This window comes from Lysinibacillus sp. FSL P4-0201 (genome assembly GCF_038593425.1).
In the GTDB taxonomy this organism is placed as follows: Bacteria; Bacillota; Bacilli; order Bacillales_A; family Planococcaceae; genus Lysinibacillus; species Lysinibacillus capsici.
This window is the reverse complement of the sequence record NZ_CP151995.1, coordinates 2121919-2142968: the sequence shown is the minus strand read 5'-3', so window position 1 is coordinate 2142968 and position 21050 is coordinate 2121919. Positions and strand designations below refer to the sequence as shown.

25 protein-coding genes are annotated in these 21050 nt (G+C 33.8%); 7 read left to right on the top strand and 18 right to left on the bottom strand.

The annotated features are described in order from the left end of the window. Nucleotides 1–3: 3 nt before the first annotated feature. Nucleotides 4–630, bottom strand: a complete 627-nt coding sequence (locus MKY76_RS10685; protein ID WP_342557808.1) for a nitroreductase family protein — start codon at nt 628–630, stop codon at nt 4–6. A 22-nt stretch (nt 631–652) separates the two neighbouring features. Further along, a complete protein-coding gene (locus MKY76_RS10680; RefSeq protein WP_319840306.1) occupies nt 653–1057 on the bottom strand; it encodes an Ohr family peroxiredoxin in 405 nt (134 codons plus the stop codon). A 143-nt stretch (nt 1058–1200) separates the two neighbouring features. On the opposite strand from MKY76_RS10680, the gene MKY76_RS10675 reads away from it, so the two are divergent. Both MKY76_RS10675 and MKY76_RS10670 read left to right on the top strand, forming a co-directional pair. After that, nucleotides 1201–1644 (top strand): MarR family transcriptional regulator, encoded by a 444-nt coding sequence (locus tag MKY76_RS10675; protein WP_227744892.1) that lies wholly within the window; start codon nt 1201–1203, stop codon nt 1642–1644. Nucleotides 1645–1847: 203 nt separating this feature from the next. Continuing rightward, nucleotides 1848–2297, top strand: a complete 450-nt coding sequence (locus MKY76_RS10670) for an SRPBCC family protein (RefSeq protein WP_048394580.1) — start codon at nt 1848–1850, stop codon at nt 2295–2297. A 59-nt stretch (nt 2298–2356) separates the two neighbouring features. On the opposite strand, the gene MKY76_RS10665 is transcribed toward MKY76_RS10670, so the two are convergent. The 14 genes from MKY76_RS10665 to MKY76_RS10600 form a co-directional block, all read right to left on the bottom strand. Continuing rightward, complete coding sequence (locus tag MKY76_RS10665; RefSeq protein WP_342557807.1) at nt 2357–3133, bottom strand: basic amino acid ABC transporter substrate-binding protein; 777 nt, start codon at nt 3131–3133, stop codon at nt 2357–2359. A gap of 253 nt (nt 3134–3386) precedes the next feature. Continuing rightward, complete coding sequence (locus MKY76_RS10660; protein ID WP_281216522.1) at nt 3387–3896, bottom strand: hypothetical protein; 510 nt, start codon at nt 3894–3896, stop codon at nt 3387–3389. Further along, nucleotides 3893–4372: an RNA polymerase sigma factor gene (locus tag MKY76_RS10655; RefSeq protein WP_048394585.1), complete on the bottom strand. Its 480-nt coding sequence runs from the start codon at nt 4370–4372 to the stop codon at nt 3893–3895. Before MKY76_RS10655 ends, MKY76_RS10660 begins: the two co-directional genes overlap by 4 nt. Nucleotides 4373–4565: 193 nt before the next feature. Then, nucleotides 4566–5351: a nucleotidyl transferase AbiEii/AbiGii toxin family protein gene (locus tag MKY76_RS10650; RefSeq protein ID WP_342557806.1), complete on the bottom strand. Its 786-nt coding sequence runs from the start codon at nt 5349–5351 to the stop codon at nt 4566–4568. 495 nt (nt 5352–5846) lie between these two features. Next, nucleotides 5847–6608 carry an ANT(4')-I family aminoglycoside nucleotidyltransferase gene (locus MKY76_RS10645; protein ID WP_279494800.1) on the bottom strand — a complete coding sequence of 254 codons (762 nt, stop codon included), beginning with the start codon at nt 6606–6608 and terminating at the stop codon, nt 5847–5849. Nucleotides 6609–6711: 103 nt separating this feature from the next. Further along, nucleotides 6712–7203, bottom strand: a complete 492-nt coding sequence (locus tag MKY76_RS10640) for an immunity 22 family protein (protein ID WP_342557805.1) — start codon at nt 7201–7203, stop codon at nt 6712–6714. A gap of 4 nt (nt 7204–7207) precedes the next feature. Beyond that, nucleotides 7208–7762 carry a hypothetical protein gene (locus tag MKY76_RS10635; protein WP_342557804.1) on the bottom strand — a complete coding sequence of 185 codons (555 nt, stop codon included), beginning with the start codon at nt 7760–7762 and terminating at the stop codon, nt 7208–7210. 63 nt (nt 7763–7825) lie between these two features. Continuing rightward, entirely contained in the window at nt 7826–8614 is a 789-nt protein-coding gene (locus MKY76_RS10630; protein ID WP_342557803.1) for a class I SAM-dependent methyltransferase, read from the bottom strand. Further along, complete coding sequence (locus MKY76_RS10625; RefSeq protein ID WP_004228455.1) at nt 8602–9033, bottom strand: BrxA/BrxB family bacilliredoxin; 432 nt, start codon at nt 9031–9033, stop codon at nt 8602–8604. Before MKY76_RS10625 ends, MKY76_RS10630 begins: the two co-directional genes overlap by 13 nt. Nucleotides 9034–9753: 720 nt before the next feature. Next, on the bottom strand, nt 9754–10452 hold the full coding sequence (locus MKY76_RS10620) for a hypothetical protein (protein WP_237900622.1): 699 nt from the start codon (nt 10450–10452) through the stop codon (nt 9754–9756). A gap of 458 nt (nt 10453–10910) precedes the next feature. Further along, nucleotides 10911–11255 (bottom strand): hypothetical protein, encoded by a 345-nt coding sequence (locus MKY76_RS10615; protein WP_342557802.1) that lies wholly within the window; start codon nt 11253–11255, stop codon nt 10911–10913. Between the two features lie 598 nt (nt 11256–11853). Continuing rightward, nucleotides 11854–12816, bottom strand: a complete 963-nt coding sequence (locus tag MKY76_RS10610) for a hypothetical protein (protein ID WP_342557801.1) — start codon at nt 12814–12816, stop codon at nt 11854–11856. Between the two features lie 35 nt (nt 12817–12851). Then, a complete protein-coding gene (locus tag MKY76_RS10605) occupies nt 12852–13004 on the bottom strand; it encodes an XtrA/YqaO family protein (protein ID WP_342557900.1) in 153 nt (50 codons plus the stop codon). Between the two features lie 416 nt (nt 13005–13420). Beyond that, a complete protein-coding gene (locus tag MKY76_RS10600) occupies nt 13421–13570 on the bottom strand; it encodes a helix-turn-helix transcriptional regulator (RefSeq protein WP_342557899.1) in 150 nt (49 codons plus the stop codon). Nucleotides 13571–13750: 180 nt separating this feature from the next. Here MKY76_RS10600 and MKY76_RS10595 point away from each other — a divergent pair, with 180 nt between their 5' ends. From MKY76_RS10595 to MKY76_RS10575, 5 genes are all read left to right on the top strand, one after another. Beyond that, entirely contained in the window at nt 13751–14107 is a 357-nt protein-coding gene (locus MKY76_RS10595; RefSeq protein WP_342557800.1) for a helix-turn-helix transcriptional regulator, read from the top strand. Between the two features lie 171 nt (nt 14108–14278). Further along, nucleotides 14279–15514 (top strand): hypothetical protein, encoded by a 1236-nt coding sequence (locus MKY76_RS10590; protein ID WP_342557799.1) that lies wholly within the window; start codon nt 14279–14281, stop codon nt 15512–15514. Between the two features lie 24 nt (nt 15515–15538). Then, entirely contained in the window at nt 15539–17062 is a 1524-nt protein-coding gene (locus MKY76_RS10585; RefSeq protein WP_342557798.1) for a hypothetical protein, read from the top strand. Between the two features lie 139 nt (nt 17063–17201). Beyond that, complete coding sequence (locus MKY76_RS10580; RefSeq protein ID WP_342557797.1) at nt 17202–17447, top strand: helix-turn-helix transcriptional regulator; 246 nt, start codon at nt 17202–17204, stop codon at nt 17445–17447. Between the two features lie 86 nt (nt 17448–17533). Further along, nucleotides 17534–18682 carry a site-specific integrase gene (locus tag MKY76_RS10575; RefSeq protein WP_342557796.1) on the top strand — a complete coding sequence of 383 codons (1149 nt, stop codon included), beginning with the start codon at nt 17534–17536 and terminating at the stop codon, nt 18680–18682. A gap of 102 nt (nt 18683–18784) precedes the next feature. On the opposite strand, the gene MKY76_RS10570 is transcribed toward MKY76_RS10575, so the two are convergent. Both MKY76_RS10570 and MKY76_RS10565 read right to left on the bottom strand, forming a co-directional pair. Next, nucleotides 18785–19657, bottom strand: coding sequence for a DUF5677 domain-containing protein (locus MKY76_RS10570; RefSeq protein ID WP_342557795.1), 873 nt, complete (start codon nt 19655–19657; stop codon nt 18785–18787). A 718-nt stretch (nt 19658–20375) separates the two neighbouring features. After that, nucleotides 20376–21005: a hypothetical protein gene (locus tag MKY76_RS10565; protein WP_342557794.1), complete on the bottom strand. Its 630-nt coding sequence runs from the start codon at nt 21003–21005 to the stop codon at nt 20376–20378. Between the last annotated feature and the right edge of the window lie 45 nt (nt 21006–21050).

Sequence of the window (21050 nt, the reverse complement as noted above, 5' to 3'; positions counted from 1 at the left end):
AAACTATTTATTAAAACGAACAATGCGGTCTATTGGTAGGCGTGAAGAACCATATGCTGGGGCTGCCGCTTCACCAATGGCTAATAATAAAATAGGAATTTCATTTGCTGGTAATTCCATGTATTCCGCGAATTTTGCTTTATCAAACCCACCCATCGGAACGGTATCATAGCCCATTTCCTTCGCTAATAGCATGATTTGCATCGATACTAAGCCAGCATCAAAGTGTACGATATTTTCTAATGTTTTTGTTGGTGCTGAACCATACATTGTCAGCGCATCTTGTGCAAGCTTATTGGCAATTGGTTCTGGCATATAGCCCAGCTCCACGTTTTTTGCATAGATTTCCTCAGCATTTACATACATCTCTATATCACCAATGACAGCAATAATGGCAGAGGCTGTTTCGATTTGCTCTTGATTAAATGAAAAGAAGTTGATATTCTTCTGAATTTCCTTATCATCAATCACAAGAAAGCGCCATGGCTGCATATTACTTGAAGAAGGTGCTGAAGTAGCATCCTGCAACAGCTGCATGATTGTTTCACGCGGAATTTTAGTATCTGAATTGTATTTACGAACAGATTTACGCATTTGCATAATTTGTTTTAATGGTGTAGTTGATAACATGTAGTTTCCCTCTTTTCACAATTTAAATTGCTTTTATTGTTACATTAATATTGCCCATTGTTGCTTTTGAATATGGGCATACCGTATGTGTGACCTCTAATAATTCCTGTGCTTCCTCCACTGCTAGTCCTTCAATATGCCCTTCGATTTCCACTGCAAGCACATAGTCAAAAGAAGCTTGCTCCATTAATTTCACTGTTACTTTAATGGTTGATGCATTTTTTAGTTTCTTTTGGCGTTTGATTAAATCTAATGCACTATTAAAGCAAGCACTATAGCCAGCCGCAAATAATTGTTCTGGGTTTGTAACATCCGCTAATTTGGAGCCTGGTGGTGCAATTTTTAACGATAAAGATTGATCTTCTGCATAGGATGTGCCACTACGGCCACCTTCATTAATCATTGTTGTTGCGTATAATTCTTTCATAACTGAAAACCCCTTATCTTTTGTTATTAATTAAATTGTGCACAATCTAATTTTTACAAATTGAATTGTACACAATTTAATTGCGTTTGACAAGTAGGAACTTTATTTTTAATATAAATAGTAGTAGAAGACTTTAAGAGGGGATTTTTATGCCTAATCATTTAGATAATCAGCTGTGCTTTCTTTTGTATGCAACATCAAAAGAAATCACTCGGCAATATACATTATTATTGAAGCCTTACGATCTTACTTATACAGGCTATATCACTTTATTAGCTTTAGAGGAAAACGAACAGATAACGGTGAAAGAATTGGGCCAACGTTTATTTTTAGATTCAGGAACATTAACACCGTTGTTAAAAAAATTAGAGGCAAAGAATTACATTTGTCGTGAACGTTCTAAGGAAGACGAACGATTAATGAAAATATATTTAACCAAGGAAGGCGTAGATGTAAGAAGGAAACTACCTGAAGTGTCCCGCCAAGTGATGAAGCAATCTAATATCTCAGAGCAGCAATTTGTACAACTGAAAAATGTACTTCAAGATATCGTTTATAACGATTGGAAAATAAAAGATGAAAACTAACGCATAGCTCTTCCATTAATAGGATGAATATGTAAATAAGAAGGATTGGAGCTACATTGGCTTCAATCTTTTTTGTTTTTCTCTCCCTCATCTCTTCAAATGTTAATAATCATGTCGCTACATTTAAAATTTAGTATACTTACATTTATTAATTAGTTTAATTTACAGCATAGATAAGTAATTTTGAAAGTAGAGGTGTTTGGATGAAAACATGGACAAAGACTATAAACATAAATGCCCCCATCGAAAACGTTTGGAAATTACTTGATGGCTCTTTAGCTGACATGCAGAAGATTATGCCACAGGTAATTGAAAACAAGCCTGTAAAAGTAACAGAAGAAGGGGTTGGCAGTATTTATCGCCAAAAATATAAAGAAGGAAAACGTATCGAAACGTATGATGTAGAAACATTGGAATATTCGAATACACCTGATAAAAAAATATTGAAAGTAGGCTTTGTACTCGCTAATTTGTTTGAAATTACGGCTTACTATGAATTAAATAAAATAAATGAAACAGAGACTTCCTTTACTTATTCCGTAACAAATAATGCGTTAAAATGGTTCGTCAAATTATTTTTATTGTTTGCATCGGACAAAGTAGTCGTACAATTTTTAGAACGGGTCAAAACAGTTGCTGAAGCGCAAGACTAGCACCTAAAAAATAAACCGTAGAACTCCCCTTGAGGTGAGCTTCTACGGTTTATTTATTACTAAAAGTCTGAACCTGTAATTTCTTTTAACTTACCGTTTTCTTTAATCTTTTTAAGGCCTTCATTTAACTTATCTAAAAGCTCTTTGTTCCCCTTTTGAACCATGAAACCATAGTATTCTTTTTCGAAGGAATCATCTTTAATTACTTTGATTTTGTCATTTGGATGTGCCTTGATATATTCATAAACAACTGAATTATCTCCAATCGCCGCTTCTACGTTGCCATTCAGCATCTCTTGAATAGCAATTGGTTGATTTTCGAAAGCAAGAATGTTGGGACTAGATTCACCCTGTAGCTTCTTGGCAGCCATATGACCAGTAGCATTAATTTGTACAGAAATCTTTTTATCTTTTAATTCATCCAATGATTGGATCTTTGATTCTTCTTTCACCACGATTAATAATTGAGATTCGTAGTACGGCTCAGTAAAATCAAATGTTTCCTTACGCTCGTCCGTAATTGTAATCCCTGCACCACCAATATCTGTTTCACCATTTTTAATTGTTTGGAATACAGGCTCCCAACCAATACTTTCCCACTTCACTTCAAAATCCATTTCATCCGCGATTGCTTGTAGCACATCCACATCAATCCCTACAATATTCCCTTTATCATCAAGAGATACGATAGGTGCAAATGTAGCTTCAGTACCTACCTTATAAACTTTTTTACTATCTCCATCACCTGATGATGTATTGTCTTTCGAGCCGCAACCCGCTAAAACTAGCGTGAAAGCTGCCATAATTGTAAGCAACACCATTAAATTTCTTTTCATAGCCCATCCCCCTAGTATGATATTTTTTCCATAATGCGTATTATTTTTCGCAATTCGGAAATGTAAGACTATTACGTAAATTATAGTGACAATATTCTCTTTAGACAATACTTTTTTGTATAAAAATAATCATTTCTTTATAAATAGTATTATTCAATCTCGTTTTTAGGATAAAAAGGAATAAATAGTTAACCAGAAGCTATACAAAAAAAAGAATCTCCCTTAGGAAATTCTATTTTTGAACATCTAATCTTTATCGTATTGGATGTTCAAAATTCCAATTTGTATAAATGGCAGCAGCCTGAACTGGGTGTGATGAGGTATCTTCTGTATAGCCACCAATTAAATTACCTACTCTAAAAGTAGGCTCAAATAGCTGTTCCTCCTTAGGTGGTGCTGTCGGTCCATCTATTCCTATTTTGGTTTTATCTGTCACGACTACTTCCATACCGTTATCCAATGTAAAGCTCAGCCCATCTTCTCCGACTTCTGTAATGGTCCCTTCGATATTTACTAGCGCACTTGCCGCAGGAGCTGAATGGTCCGCAACAATTCTCTCCGTCAAATCAATTGGTGTATCATGATTTATATTTACCATAGCAAGGACAGCAATCACTGCACAGGCTACTAAGCTTCCAACACTAATTCTTACTTTTTTCATAAAGGACCTCTTTTCATATTTCATCATCTCTTCCTGCATCTTACGCTTAAATTCCTCAGAAGCATGAATCTGCTTCATCACATTCTTATAAGCATTCATCATACTTTGCTCCCCTCTTCTAGAATCGTTTTCAGCTTCATTCGTGCCCTTCTGAGCTTTGAGCCTACTGTATTTACGTTGATCTCTAATAACTCAGCAATTTCTGCCGTTGTATAGCCCTCGTAATAATGTAAATAAACAATGACTCTCTCTTCTGAAGGAAGCTCAAAAATTTCAGTAAGAACCATCTGCTCCTCTTTTGCAATAAAGGCCATTTCGTCTGTAATGGGTACCGTCTTCTTCACACGTGAGGATTTAAAATAATCCTTGCACTTATTAAATGTCACCTTTATGAGCCAAGCCTTTAAATGTGCTTCATGAGCAAAGGGCTTGTTCTGCCTCATCAGTGTCATATAAACCTCCTGCACAATGTCCTCCGCCTCAGCCATATTTTTGGTCTGTTGCACAGCAATTCGTATGAGGGTGTCACTATATGTTTGGACAATTTCTTGCACACTTAAGCCAGCAAACTTTATCATATTTTTCGCCTAACCTCCTTCATGACATAATACGATTCAACTATATCTATTCGTGCAACAGATACACTTTAGCTACATTTTAATAAAAAGAAGAAACCATTCATGAGACATACAAATGTATCCCCCTAATAAATTACTGAATAATAGCCATGCAAAAACCCGCAAACCGTAGATGATTTGCGGGTCCCTCTCTTCATTGCCAAGCTCGATTGTTCCATTGCTTGAAAAATTCGTCCTCAGCCAAAATCGCTTCATAAACAGGGATAAAGAATTGTTTCAGAATCCCTGTCATCTCGAGTGTAGAAGTTAGCTCGATTGTAAAATGATGACGATCAAATAAGTCCACAATATACGCCTGCAATCTTCGTCCTTCAATAGTTTGCGTTTGTAGCAATTGTTGTACTTCATTTATTGTTTTTTCAGTCTTTTCTAATGCTGGGTACTGGTAAATTTCGATAAATTTTTGTGCCAGTACGAATTCTGTTGGATATGTATAAACCACCGCAGCCTTATTGTCTAGCAAGCTTGGAAAATTAATGGTCTTTGGTGTTATTCGCATGTTTTCTTTAAAGGTAATCCTAACTTCTATGTATACAGTCATTTTGCCCAATGTAGCTGGTATGCTTAGTTGAATATTGTCATTCGATACAGACGATTCGATCCGCTGTGCATCCCATTCAATGCCATCCGCTAGTGAGCAAATTTCTTTAAAGGCCTGTTTCACTATATCATGTTGATGAACGCTTGCTTGCGCAGTCAGCGTGACTTCTTTGGAAGGCTTCACCAATCCATTTGTTAAAGCAAATAATAATAGATCCCCATCTAGATAAAATTGATCTTCATAGGAGGATATGGATAGACGATAAAGCAGTCTTTCTTGGCAATAGCGTGATACTAGCTGATCCATATTGTCTTGCCGTATAGCCATTTCTTCTAATTGTGTCACGACATTCGTCGATAGTGTGTCGATATTTCCCATTGACATCCCTCACCTTTTTGATTTTTCTGATTTTTTTATGCAGAATTTAGATTTTTACTAAAATTCATGCTTTTATTATCACTTATTTATGGAAGAGAGTAAACGGTAATGTATACCAAAAAGGCCTGTCATGGTTGGACATGACTGGCCTTAAAATTAGACAAGGGGCAGCCTCGCTGTTGCGAAACTACCCCTTTAGTATTTATAGGTAACATTCTCGTAAATTGTAAAAGTCTCAACCCAATCGTCTGGGGAATATTATCTTGAAACCAGATTCGTTTCATCACCGCGGTAAAATTCCACTGTGTGCCTTCTAACTTAAGCAACGCAAACCCTACCATCTTTTGCGTCCTTGCAGCCCCAAAGCATGCGCCAGTGTGAATAAGTATCTACAAAAACAAAAAGCAGAATGCCAGATTACGGAAATATGCTACCTAAAATAGCACGTGTTCTATTATAGCACCTTATACTACAAATGTAAAGGTCTATAAAAAATTACCAAGGAATCTCCTTAGAGCATTTAATCTGATAGCCCTTTTCAGCTGTCCATTGGAGAAGTGTTTGCCAAAAGTTTTCACAGGCAGCTATGATTTGCTGAGGATTCGTTAGATTGCCTGTCATGACCATTTCAGCTAATGCTTTTAACCCATGTGGCTGATCATCTATCGCTAAAGCCTCAGGTAATACTTGTGCAGATGTTGTATAGCACTGCCTATGGTGTAATCCTACTATCATGGCACCTGTCATCGCTATTTTCATCGCCAGTATCGGCAAAAATGTAGTGGGACCCTGAACCGCTATGTTCCTTAATTTCCCCATGTATTCATACATTTCTTCTATAATGGTTTTGCAAATTGCTTCCTTAAATCGGGCATTCTCCACAGTGGCCGCTTTGTCTTTGAGTTCTAAAAAAAAGCCCGAAGGATCATAAAGTGGCTGTAAATCGAAAAACTTCCCATTTGTTAATGGCCAATCTTCCTGAACCGTTATTGCCTCTTCGATAATCACTTCTGCTTGATCGAAATTAACCTCTGCCTTCCAATCTCCTGCTGTCCATTCATAGCTATAGCTGTGCTCTAATTGATGACAGACACACTTAAGCTCAATGTCAGAAAACGGACCATCTGATTTTCTAGCCAACGAGCCATAAATACCAATTGCTCGAACATTTCCTCCATATTTTGCGAGAACTTGTTGCGCAATCGAATGGGCAATCTGCATGCGTTCATCACTTGTCTTTTTTCTTGGTCCAATCATTTACATCGCTCCTTTTATAAGTAAGATCGTTGTTATTGAACCAAGGTGGACCACGGGCTTAACGAGGAATTTTTGCTGGTAACATCATCAAAACCTCCTTTCATCACCTTTCCTGTAATTTAATAGAGCATACAAAATCGATATGAAACGCTTCATGGCTTACAGATTGAATGTGACCCTCATATTTCATGTCATATAGTAAAATTATTGCATTATAAGCTTTCTGTAGTTCATTCCTCATTTTGGCTAGCACTTGATGTTTAAATTGCTGCGAATAGGAAAATTCATCACAAAGCAGTTGCTTAAGTTGGTTTGAAGCTGCTTCGTAAAATAACGCTTCACAAAAATCCTCGTCGAAGGTTAAGCCGAAATCGTATTCAAATTGATTGTAGAACTCATCATAAAGTGCTTTAAACTCTTCCTCACAAGTACGGTGCTGATTTTCTGGTAAAAAAAGCTTTGCTAACTTTTGTGAAAAGGCTTCATCCGTTTCATCTTCTCCCTGATAGACAGTGGCAAGATATGTATGTAACTGTTCTTCGCTTGTAAAATTACCAGCCCATATGGAAACATAGCCATTCTGTTCATCATCCATGACCTCATCCCTTTCTCGAATAAATCAATGCACCGCCCGAGCCCATTATTATTAAATGCTTGCCTGATGGCGAAAATCCGCATTTAATCATGCCATCCAATCGCTGTAAATCAATAGCTGTCGCATTTTTTAAATAAGTATAATTAGTTGTATAAAGATAATCTAGTACTACTGTGGCACGTGGCCACCAAGGATAAATAACTTCAACCTGCCAGCCATCTGCTGTCATATGAATCCCATCCCCAGCTTCAAAGCCGAAAATAGATATTGTCCCCTGAGGCAATTGAAATGTTAAACGGTCATCACTCATTCTGTCGTAGGTTTCATCCACGTCTCGTTCTCGATGAAGACGACGACCTGTTATAGGCTCAGTGACACTATAGCCAGAGCCACTAATTAGCACGATGTTTTCCTCATGATCCCAACCGCAAGCCAAAACACCATTGGCAGCAATGCTCGTTTCATACGCCCATGGAATAGGAGGTTTCGTGCAGATCAACGACTGTGCATTCGCCAGCAAGTCTAGCTCAAAGGGAGTTCGTTTATCATTGTTCACCATATTATTCCACCCTCCTCTTTTATTACCATATACTAAAAAAAGGCTTGTCTCAAGAACAAGCCTCTATACCTCTAACACACCATAATGAAATTTTGCAGTTATCCGTTCATGCTGCTGAAAGTCATAGGTCGCAAACCACTCTGAGCGAAAATGTGCCTTTAACACCACACGCTTTTTCGCTACACGCTTGGCTTCATAAACCCATTCATCGGTTAATGTGACATGCTCCCCTGCTAGCCGTAATGCCTGAAAATTATTGGCCTCTTCTATAACCTTCTCAAACATTGGGTCCATATAAACCACATCAAATGCGTTGTCTGGTAGGGTTTTTAAATAGCGAACAGCCTCAGACTGTATTACCTCGATGTGTCGCATACAGGCAGTTAACGGTAGCTCGGATGTATCATAGGCTTGCATCCCCTGTCTAACAATAAACGCTACATTTGGATTTGCTTCCAGTCCCACAACACGACCTGCTTCACCCACTGTATAAGCCGCTAACATGGCATCTGACGCTAAACCTAACGTACAATCCAACACCGAATCCCCCACTTGAAGCTGTGCCGCTTCCAAAAAAGGCTCTGCCTCACCACGGGCCACACGCTTTAATCGAAACGCCGCAGAATTGGGGTGAAAGAAAAACGGCTCCTGCGCCCCATAGGCATAATACTCGAAGCGATTCTTCCCAGCGACCATCACATGTGCCTGCAACTCCTGCGAAATTTTGCGAACAGAGCGCTTGTTCCGTGGCTCAAACGCAGCACCTAATTCTTGACACGCAAAAGCAGCGAGCGCCATCGATACATCGTCTGGTCTGCCCGCTGTCGTCACAATCGTTTTTAGTTCTCGCATGTTTGCTCTAACACGCCAGTTAAATGAGAGACAATCTGCTCCACAGGGAATCCCTCAATTTGTTCACGTGGGATAAAGTAAGCCAACTCCCCATCCTTTAAAATCGCCATAGATGGTGAGCTAGGTGGCACATCCTCAAAATAACCACGCATCGCCGCAGTCGCCTCTGGATCCTGCCCCGCAAACACCGTCACAAGATGATCTGGCTTCACCGCTGCAATTGCCTCACGCGCCGCTGGACGAGCAAGCCCTGCCGCACAACCACAAACCGAGTTAATCACCACTAACGATGTTCCCTTCGTCTCCGCCATAAATTCATTCACCGCATCCGCAGTCGTTAGCTCCGTAAAACCAGCCTCCACAAGCTCCTCACGCATCGGCTTCACAACCTGCTTCATATATTCATCATAAGCGTTCATGCTTTTACCCTCTTTCCTATGTATTCGCAAACCTTATTATAGCAAGGTTTTGTGTGAATGTACAAAGACATGCTTTTCGCCTGATTTCTTGGGTTTTTGGGGGGAATGTGACTTTTTCGTGATTTTGGTGACTTTTTTGTGTAACGGATAGAGGTTTTGCATTTTATCAAGTATTAGTTTATGGAAATATTACATATATGAAATAGAGCAATACATTGTTAAGATTTTATAGGTCTAACATTCTAAGGGGAAATTTCCAGAAGTGAAATTGGTGTTATGGCAACTGATAGCGAAGAAATCACTATGATTTCATTCATTTTAGGGTTTTTATTCATCACTGTTTTACCATTACTTTTCTTCATTTGGTCACTAAAAGATTTTCTAATTTTATGTAAAAAGTAAGAGAGACAGTAAATAAAAACATAAAAAAGCCCTGGCTCAAAATTAATTGAGTACCTGGGCTTTGGAAATGATTCATGTTTAGTCCTTCTTTTTATCTCTGTTTTTATCAAGAAATTCAAATACTACGAAAATTATACCCATAAGAATTGTAAATTTAAGTGCCTTCATAAATGATTCATCAAAAATAAAGTAAGAACTTATTAACAAAACAAAAATAGCAGCGATATATCTTAATAAAGCTCTATACATCTGTTCCTCCTTTATCCAAGCTCTAAAACTAGTAAGTAAACACTTAATTTTTATGCTTTATTAATATTATTAAAAAATCGGTTCAATAACAGTCGATTTCGCATAACGTGTATTTCTATCGACAATATCCCCTGCAGCATTTGTTATTTTTTCATATCTCATTATTTCATAGTCACCTAAGAATTGCCCATTAGTTGGACTGAATGAACCAGGGCCTAACTCTCTCCAAGCATGTGTTGAAGTATAGTATACTTTATCCGTTGTCCCACCATTTACAAAGAAGAAAGTTCCAACTGCTGCTACTACAGATCTTACAAATTTATTGTAGATACTTGTAACGTTAATTAAATAATACGATACTGCTGCGGCGACAGTTACTTTACCAGCTTTTTCAATTGTAGTACTACCATATGTGTCGTAAAGTGGATTATGTACCCAATTTGTTGGATACGTAGCAGCAAATGGAGAAATTTGATTAATGGTATTTTCTTGTGAGTTTACTTCATTTAAAAAGCTTTTTTCTACTAAACCGTTTGCTTCTTCCACCAATTCAGGAGAAGGATTTTTGAGGATAATATTATTTTCTTCTATAGTATATTCTATTCCATTTTCATCTAAGGTATTAATTACCCTTTCATTAACACTAGAACTTTCTTGAAAAACAATGTTTTCAATTGTGTGATCTTCATTACTACTAGCAAAAGCCGGAGTTAGATTAAATGCAAAAAATAAACAACTTATTAGCAAGTATGAAATTGTTTTTTTCATTGTATAAATCTCCTTTTCCTTATAGTTAATCTAGTTGCTATAGCAATTTAGTAATCCTCGATTTAAACTCATCCTACCATTTCTCAAAATAGTAATTCAACATTATGTTTACGCCACTATCTGACGCCTACAACGCCATTTTTTGGCGGTGTTAAATTAATTATTTAGAAAGTACGCCAAATCACGCCACTTATACCGTCATTATTTGGCGCATTTTTTATTTTTTTATATAATAAAAGCAACATTTTTAGTGAAATTCAAACTAAAAGACTTGACATTGTCATTTAGTTTCGTTCTTAAATTCAACAATATTTTTCACAGAATTGTCACTTTTGATTATGTATTAAGTTCAGCTCGCCTAAAATAGCTTTGTATTGCCTTTCACAATTAATTGCAACTGGGATTTACTATTAGTCAGAAAATCACTTTCCCTTCAAATTTGTAACCCTTAATTTGGTTCAATGTTTGCTATCCAATCTCCGCCCGTATTGCAAGCTTTCGTGCAATAGCACATACTCAACTAGTGTTGTTACAATATATAAAGACTGTGGAGGAAAATTACCAATACCCCATACTAATCGTGACTTATGGTTAATGGCCAGTGTCCAAGTGACAATCTGCCCTGATCGAGTTCTGCCTTGTACATAAAGGTAATTTTGCCGTTCCTGTGAGCGATATATTTCGGTGATGAAAATGGTTTTTATACCTGCTTTAAAACACTCCTGTAACAATAAATGACAGGCTGTTTGCACAACTGGCAATAGCTTGGATATATCACGAGATGTTGTAGTAATACTTGTCATTTTACATCTCTATTTGGTTTGTTATAATTCAATGCTTGCTCACTGCCTGAAGCACATTTTTGTGATTGGGTCAATAATAATACCAAGCAATCCTAAAATACTTATCGTTTCGGAAATGGCTGTAATTTGGTCATTGTAAATAGTAATATAGACATTAAAAATGCCCGCTATTTAATTAGCGAGCCCTAGTAATAATGTTATTTTTGGCACACCAAATTGTTTATGTTGTAGATCGAATTCCTAATTAATTTCCATATTTCATCGGTCCTCCTTTAATAATAAAAGCCAATATTGCACTTACAAGACCGCCTAAAAGCAATGTTAATTTTTAAGATGTATTGTCTTTAATTCCACATATATCTTCGTGGACTCCTTTTTAGGCTCTTTCTCAAGAAATGCCTTCACAATAAACTACCGTTCTTTTTGGTCAATTTGTATAACGTACAGTTGTTTTTTGAAAAACTTCTCTACCTCTTGATAATGTTCAAAATTTCCAATGGCAACATTCTCGACTTTTGAGTAAAGAGAGAACAACAAAAGACGGCAGCATGTTGCTGTTATCTTTCATTGTCCTCTATATAGCTGGTAGAACTATTTTTTACTTTTGCGTTTTTTCTAAATCTTCTTCATCTATTTTTTTCTCCCTAAATTCAATTAAAAATGTACACCAAACCCCCATTACAAGATAAGGAAATAAAATTATACTAAATAATAAACTTATTATATCCTTCGCATGATTAGCTGCATTTTCAGTAAATAAATACATTAAAATGTTTGGATCATCAATTATATTTATAAAATCACTATTAAACATTTTCCCATTTAATTCTTCATAATCATTAATCATTTTTTTGATAATCATTATTTTATACTCATCAGGCACATCGTTAATTGATTCTAATGCTATTTTTAAATCTTCAGCTACGAATTCCGAGAAATTCGTAGCTGACTTTTCTTCGATAAAAAATAAACTTGCAGTAATTGTTGCAATCACTGCTATTGAAAAATACGTCCCCACTTTAATTTCTCTTAAAATATGTTTTCTTTTCTCAGTAAATACAACTAATATAATTGCTACTATTGTGACTACAATAATCACTATACCGAACGTTTTTTCTGAAATCACTTGTTCTTCGATTAACGGAAACATAGCAAATAGCAGAATAAAAGCATTAATCATTATCGAAAACAAATAAAACAAAGCAAACATCCACCATTTTTTAGCTGAAAATTTAAAGTACATTGTAATCAAAACCAATAAAATAAATCCGGAAATTACGATTAAAATATTTACTTTCATGAATAAAGCAGCTATATAAACACAAATAAAAAGTGCAATAAATTTTTCAATTATAATTTTTCTTAAGTAGGGAACATAATAATAATATTTAAATAAATAAAATAGCTGAACTGTATTGATTACCAAATATCCTAATATACTAATATTTAAACGATAAATCACATATAGCATTGTTATCATAATAATAAAATTAACTATTAAACTCTTGTAAAAATGATGCTTACAAAAACAAAAATACTCTATTTTTTCATCTAAACTCAAAATTCCTCACCCTCATCCCACTTCACACGTTTTACCTATCCTTGATGTGTCACAATCTTCGTTTCAGCAAACGCAGGACGCTCAGCAACCTTTGCTTTTCTTTGTGACAAAATTATTATACAATTCTCAGGTAATTCCATTGTATCAACCTTTAGAATCACGTCAATAGTCATGTTTAATTCCTTCATACGCACAATAGCTTCCCCCCTTATGCAATAATAGTTTTACTGCTAGCAAGGGAGAAGCCTTGTTATTGAGAGCTATAGTTGCCGCCCTTTCTTTTTTTAATTGGTCATGATTTTTTTGAATCTGAATGTAACTAATTGTTACTTATTCTGGAGATGATTTGAAATAGAAGTCGCCACTGGAAAGACGGTAAAGAAATGGGGGATATTGAAGGTAGTTAATGTAAATATTTATGATATCATTGAACTTTCTTTTGATCCTGTTTATATGGTATGACAACAACTTGATGATAACGAAGAAATTCTTATTGAAAAATATACCATTCGAAAAACAGATAAGTTTTACAAAATCAAAATGGAGACTTGCATGAATATTATCGAAAGAGGAGTACTATCATGTTCTAAGCAATTTGATATCTTCAATTTGTGCTAGAATAGTAAATAGCAATTTTTCTAGCTAATTCTAATGAAGGTGTTCTTACTCCCACTTCAATGGCACTTAACATTTGTCTTGTTATTTCAAGACCTTGTGCAACTTCTGTTAATGTTTTATCTCCGCGAAGTTTAATTAATTTATTTCTCTCGTTTCACCTCCCCTTAAGAGCAACATTTAGTTACCTTATACCCCAAATATAAAGCTACCATATGTTACTGTAAATACTTTTCAGCAACTTTTAGTTGCACACAGCAACTCGTAGTTACGATATAATAAAAATTGTTTAATATTTACTAAACTAAGGGGGATTACAATGCTCTCAATTCGTTTAAAAGCCTTAAGAACACAGCAACGTAAGACCCAACAGGAAATGGCTGATTTACTTGGGATTACAAGACAAGGTTATGCAAAATATGAAAATAATTTAGGTGAACCTGATAACTCAACACTAGCTAAATTAGCTGATTATTTTGAAGTAAGTACTGACTACCTTCTTGGACGTACAGACAATCCAGCAAATACACAACAAGAAAAAGACGAAGATGCTTTTCAAGCCTTCGCCAATGATCCAGAATTAAATGTATTTTACAGGGAGCTTCCTGAATCAGATGAAGAAGCAGTACGCAAGCTTCGTAATATATGGGAAATTATTAAAAATGAGAAAAAATAAAATAACTTAGCAATGAAGTAAGGACATGCAAACATGTATGTCCTTTAATACACCCCATATATGTAAAATCAAAACATTTTTGGATTTATAATTTTTTTTAAATCTAATATAGGCGTATTTACTTAATACAAATTAGCTATAAAAAAAGTAATGAATACAAGGAGCAAGAATATGACTAATAATGAAAATTCTATAGAATATGAAAATAATCTTTCAGAAAATGAAGTTTCTGCAACAGTAATTGAGGAAATTGATGTTACTTCTGAAATGCAATCTGACCCAACAAGGAAAGATAATATGTTTATTTCGGTTCATGCAATTGAAGACCACATTGTTTCTTCCATGGTTAACGGTGATAATTTAAATGATTTTAGTCAAACTTTATTTAAACAATCTCAGACAGCTAAAAATACCAGAAATTATAATATAACTAGTCAAACAACCGAAGTTATAAATTTAATTAAGAGTCTTTTAGAGGACTATTTGGAAGAAAGCGAGAATTTTGAGAAATCATTTAACCATTTCTCAGAAAAAACTGCTGCACGTTTGAATTCAGCTCAACAAAAATCTGAATCAAAGAATCCAAATATGCAAAAGCCCTCTGATGGTGCTTTGACTATCATTTTCAATCCAGATATATCAGAGTTACATCACAGTATAAAATTACTTATTTCAAAAATTGATATTAAAGAGTACTTAGAACGACAAAATGCAAAATATGAAAAGGGCTTTCCGATAGAAAACAAAACTCAAAAATCATGTTTGATTAATTTAACTATTTCTGCAAATTTGGACCCAGAAAAAATTGATGAACCCTATTTTTTAGAATTAAATGTTCCAAATCAAAGCCATAAAACAATTTGCACTATAAATTCAATAGTTATTACTGATACTAACTCAAAAATATCAGCTTTCTGGACAAATGACTTTTTAGAGTTAAAAGAAGAACGTACTGATTTAAATAATACCAACACAGCATTTGACTCAATAAAAAGTTTTTTAAGTAGAAAACTCAAAAAGTTCCCAAATGATTATACTGTTATACACAACAATTTAATCGGTTATTTTGAAAGAACTTCTAGTTATAAACATGAAGAAATGATTAGCTCTGTTATTGGTGATTACGCTCCTAAAGATACAAACTTGAAAATCGTAGAACTAGCACAAGAATTAGGTGAATTACCTTCGAAGAAAAAATTTGATACACATTTTGATATTGAGAAAAAAGATATTGAGAAAAAATTTAGCCGTGATATACAGGTTAATGATAGTATTGTATTGAAAACTAAAAGTCATATTCGCGATATAAACAATACAATTATCGCTACAAAAATAGACGACGAAAAGGTGCTAGTTATCAAAAAAGTTAGTGATGATGCATATAATGCCTTTAAAAAAGAAGAATAATTTTGAGCGAAAGGAGTGATTCAAGTGGATAGTTTTATTTCTTTAGTTAGCTCAAAGTTAAATGATTATGGCCTTAATAACAATTACTATACGTGGGAAATCAAAGAAGATTTTGATTCACTTGAACTCTCACTTGACATTAAACGATTTTTTAAAGAGCTAGATGCAGATTTTTTCAGTACATTTTTTATACTATGTAATGAGAATGATAAACCAAATGTGTGTGTAGATCCAGACGGTATTGAAGCAGCCTTTGAGACTTTACCATCACATGAAACAATTGAATATATTAATAATCAACTTTTTAATGAAAATGATACCGAAGATTTTGAGTTGAAAATTCTTTACTCAATTTCTAAACAAATTAGGCTAAACACAATTTCGGTTTATTTGGACAATTATTTTATTAAAGATGATATTGAAAATAAGGGTATGACCACTCTCTTAAAAATTTATAATGAAAAATTTATTAATAATAAAATAAAAGTTTTAGAATTACAAAATGATTCGGAAAGAATTTTCTATAAAAGTGATTTATTTTCAATTATTTCAAAGTCGTATCCAGCCTCCATAGACTCTGTTAGCAACGAAAGAGAAAACATTATCTACCAAAGAAATCGTTTAACTAACCCGCATAATTTAGGAGTTTTCAATCTCCTGCCAAGTGATTTTAATAACAGCATAGATGATATTGATGTTGAAGAAACAAAATTTTCTCATCTAATCAAACATTTTCTAAAGATTAAGATTATTTTATCTGCCTCATTCATAGCAAATACTTCTAGAGTTAACGATAATGATGAGTTTGAAATGAGTGTTTTTGAAGAACATTATCTACATATTGTTAGCAATTACAAAAAAATAAATATTTCAAAAGCACAAGTTTTATTTGACATTTATAAATGGGTATTTGAAGATACATTTTCATCCGAAAAATTAGTCTTAGTTAGACCTATTGTTTCTAAAAACTTCGAGCATTATGATTTTAACTGGGTATTAAAAAAATCTACAATGGATGCTATTAATTCTGCGTATACAACATATCTTAAAGATAATGTAAAACAATATTACGAAACTGTATCAAAAGCAACTGAAGTTGTTGCAGAAGTCTCTATAAAGAACCAAGAATTAGTCAGGCAGGCTGCAACAAGTTTTAAGAATAATAATTTAACAGTACTTAGTTTTTTTGCTTCTATTTTTATTTTTAATTCTTTATCTAATGATTATAATAAACCTATTTTTAATATGGAAAAATATTATTTGTGTCTCGCTTTTTTATTTGTTTCATCTATATATTGGTTAATGTCTTATAAACAATATTATCTAGAAAGGAAACAGAATTTCATTTACTATATTAATATAAAGAAATTATATAAAGACTCCTTACTAGAAAAGAATGATCTGAACAAATTATTTAGTATTAAAAAGTACAAAGATAATTTAAAATCAGTTGATAAAATAGCAATAGGATATTTTCGTATATGGTTAATTGAAATCTATGTTTTTCTTTTTTTAGTAGTAATACTAACTTACTTAAATGTGAAATAACATCTAACCCCACTTTCAAAAAATGGGGTTTTGTTTTATACTAAAACAGAACATTTGTTCTTTTATGGATTTTTGGAGTTGATTTTATGTATTACAAGACAACACACTGAGGATTTTGTAAAGAAGTTATATTGGAAAATTGGCTTTACGTGATGCAGCAAAACGTATGAACATTACGTTTTCTTACTTAGCTATGCTTGAAAGAGGAAAAGATTGTCGCACTGGTAATCCTATTAATCCAACACCAGAAACTTTGCAACGAATCGCTAACGCATATAAATTTGATTATTTAAAGTTAATAGAAGTGGTAGGTTTCTATGATGATCCTTTTTATAATCCAGCATTAAAAGAACCTTTTGCTCACAATCCCACATTACAGCTATAGTATAAGTTTCTCCCCCACTGTAATGAAAAAGATGTTGAGAAACTAAAAGTAATCTGGGATGTAATTCGTGAAGGTGGTGACAATTAGTGCATTTTGTTCAATTAAATAAATCAACATGGCGTTGTACTGGTGAGGGCCCTCGAAACCCTTCTACTGGTAAACGTCGTCAAATCACACGCCGTGGTAAAAGTAAAGGTGAAGCTCGTAAAAGAGTAGAAAAAGCTATTGCTGAGCTAAAGAAAGCATATACCTTTGATGCAAAGATTATGTTTGATGAGTTTAGCCAAGATTGGTTAAAGCTCTATCGGATGAAAGGCAATAAGGAAACAACAAATGAACATCGTGCCTACTGCATTTCCCTACTCAATCGGTACTTAGCGAAAAAGAAAATGACTGCCATCTCAACGATTGAATTACAAGGTGTGCTCAATCACCTATTTGAAAACGGTACAGCATTTAATACACTACGGGGCACTCACAATGCAGCAAAAATGATCTTTGCCTATGCGAAGGAAACTGGATTGATAGAGATAAATCCTGTAGAAGCTACTTTTGTACCAAAGAAGAAAATGACGTTAGGAGAAGTTACTACGGAGGAAACAGCAAAGTTTTATTTAGAAACAGATGAGCTGAAAGAATTTTTAAGTTATGTAGATAAGCATCGTAATATTATGTATCGCACATTGATCTACTCAATTACCTTCACAGGTGTGCGCCCAGGAGAAGCTGTTGCCCTTAAGTATGAGGATGTCGATTTAGAGAAGAAGGTTATTCACATCAACAAAATGGTATATGCGAAAAATGGTGTACGTGGTGACTTTGAGCTTACACCTCCAAAAACCTTTGGCAGCATCCGCTCCGTTGATATTGATGATATTGTGGTAGAAAAATTGAAGCAGCTTTATCACTGGCGTGAGGATCGTGAATGGATAAAGTCCGATTTTGTATTCGGTGACAAGGAAGGTATCCCCCCTACCATAAAGATGCTGAACCAAACCGTTCGACGACTTGGCATCCTCACTGACATCAACAAACAATTCCGCATCTATATCCTCCGCCATACTCATATAAGTTTGTTGGCAGAGGCTGGTGTGGACTTGAATTTTATTATGAATCGTGTTGGGCATAAAAACTCTGATACTACTACGAACATTTATCTGCATGTTACGTCTGGAATGCGTGCAGCTGCTACTGAGAAAATGCATGAAAAATTTACGAGATTGTTGGGGGATTAATAGAAAGAGATACTTTATTGTAGTCATCCTAATAAACTGCTATATTAACCATCAAAGTTTAAAATAATTTATCAAAATAATCTTTAGAAAACATTTTCTTATTTAGTTAACATTAATTTCATTCGGATTGATTTGAGCTAAATAATAAAATTCATTCATTAAACCCTCTTCTAATGAGGAAAAAATATTTTTATCAATACAAAATATTTTACAAATATCCTTAACAAAAAGTGTCGTTATTTGATATAAGGTTAAATTCATTGAATCACGATCATAGGTTGATAAGTTTAAATAATAATGATTAATTGAGAGTAAAGAAGTATAGGAAGTATGTGAATATTGAGACAAAAGATTATACATTGACTTTGAATTCCAAATACTTAGTTTAGTTTTTTTAGCAATCTCATTCCAAGAAGGTCTCCATCTTTCAAGAATATCTTTTTTAGTATTAGCATCCATACTCTTATATGTTTCGTTTAATCTTATTAATTTCAGAACTTCTTTTTTCAAGGATTTTGCCTGACCTTTTTCCTCAGGTATTTTTTCAAAACTCATCTCACTTTGTTTATAACCATCATACTTGTACAAAAGATATTTAAAAGTAACTTCATGCAAGTAATCTTCTTTACTATTATTATTAATAAAATCTTCATGCGAAATAAAAATATAATGAAAAATTAAATAATTCTCGTAGCAAGTTCTTTGGAGTGCATTAATCGAAACGATATCCAAATACTCATATTTATTTTCTAAATCATGGGTCATATCATACGTCAATTTAATCACTGAATAAAACTGAATTTTAAATTTATTAAACATAATTAAAATTAAGTACATTAACTCTCTATTTAAATATCCAAAATCCTCATTATTGTATTTTTTTTCTAATTCAGTTGCAATTTTTTTTAGTATTGAATCCATGTAATATCTCACATCACTATTAGAAATATCTTCTAATGTTTTGTATTTATCCAAAATACTCCGACCTCCCATTGGTACATCAATAATATAAACTTTACTACTTATTCCAATAACAAATATTGTATAACGATTCCAAAAAATATACAATATTTCACTTTATACAATTATCACCATATGATTAAAGCATTAAAAAATGTTTACTTTCTGTGACTTTTTTCAAAAACCAACCACAATAATCCCCAACAAACCTTGATATACCAAGGAACCTAAAAAGCATGAACGCTTATATTCATCATAAGCATTCATGCTTTTACCCTCTTTCATATCTATTCGCAAAGAGGTTTCGTGTGAATGTACAAAGACATGCTTTTCGCCTGATTTCGTGGGTTTTCGGGAGGAATGTGACTTTTTTGTGATTGCTCAATTTGAACAATCAAAGCTTTCATTATGTTTCATCGCTTCTAGTATGTATTCATATAAAGTAATATTTAATTACTAAATATACCAATAATACAAAAGGAAAAAGCCCAGGCTCAAAATTATTGAATACCTGGGTTTATCACAAAATTATTTACTTTTGGACTTTCTTATATTTCTTACATAATCCATTATTAGAAATACAACCATAGTGATAATACCGTACATTATCGTCTCTTTACTATCAAAATAGTAGTCCTCTTTATTATAAATAAACTTAGAAATGTTTATAATTATCGCACCGACTATAAAATAAATTAGAAAGTTCCTGATTAATTTCATATTTTATTTTTCCTTATTCACAATTAGAATTTCCTGGGAATAGTTTGTTCATCTTAGTAGAACAGCTTACTGAGATAACACTAAGATTTATTACTAAACCTGGAAGTGTTGCACCTGCAACTTTTTTAGGAAACTCTTTTAAAATTAATTTTGCAGCTTGTTTGAAATTAGATGCTCTAATTGCATAAACAATAATCGTTAATGATGTAGCAATACCAAAATAACTCGATAAACCTTCTTTAATACATTCATTTTCTGCTGCTCTAAATTCCATTGTTTCTCTTTTACCATGCCATTCACAAGCTACTGCAAATAGTGTAATTTGTGGTTCAGAAATTATATTAACGTCTTCAGAAGAAATTAGTAGGTTTTCTACTTCTAATCCCTCAATGATCGCCTCTTTCATAGAATTACCTTTTAATTCTGTCTCTATTATTTCTCTATCATAACCTACAATAACTTCTTTATTATTTTTTAAAACTGCTTTGTCAAAAATCAATTCAAGTGCTTCTGCTAAATCATTTTCTAATTTTTGTTCTTGATTCATACTTTCAACAGTACTAATTGCATACGAACTAGAGACCCCTGAAAAAAGTAACGTCATTGTGATCATTAAAATAGTCATTAATTTATATTTTCTCATGAAATAAACTCCTATTGTAATCTATTTAGTAATAGTTGTTGAATT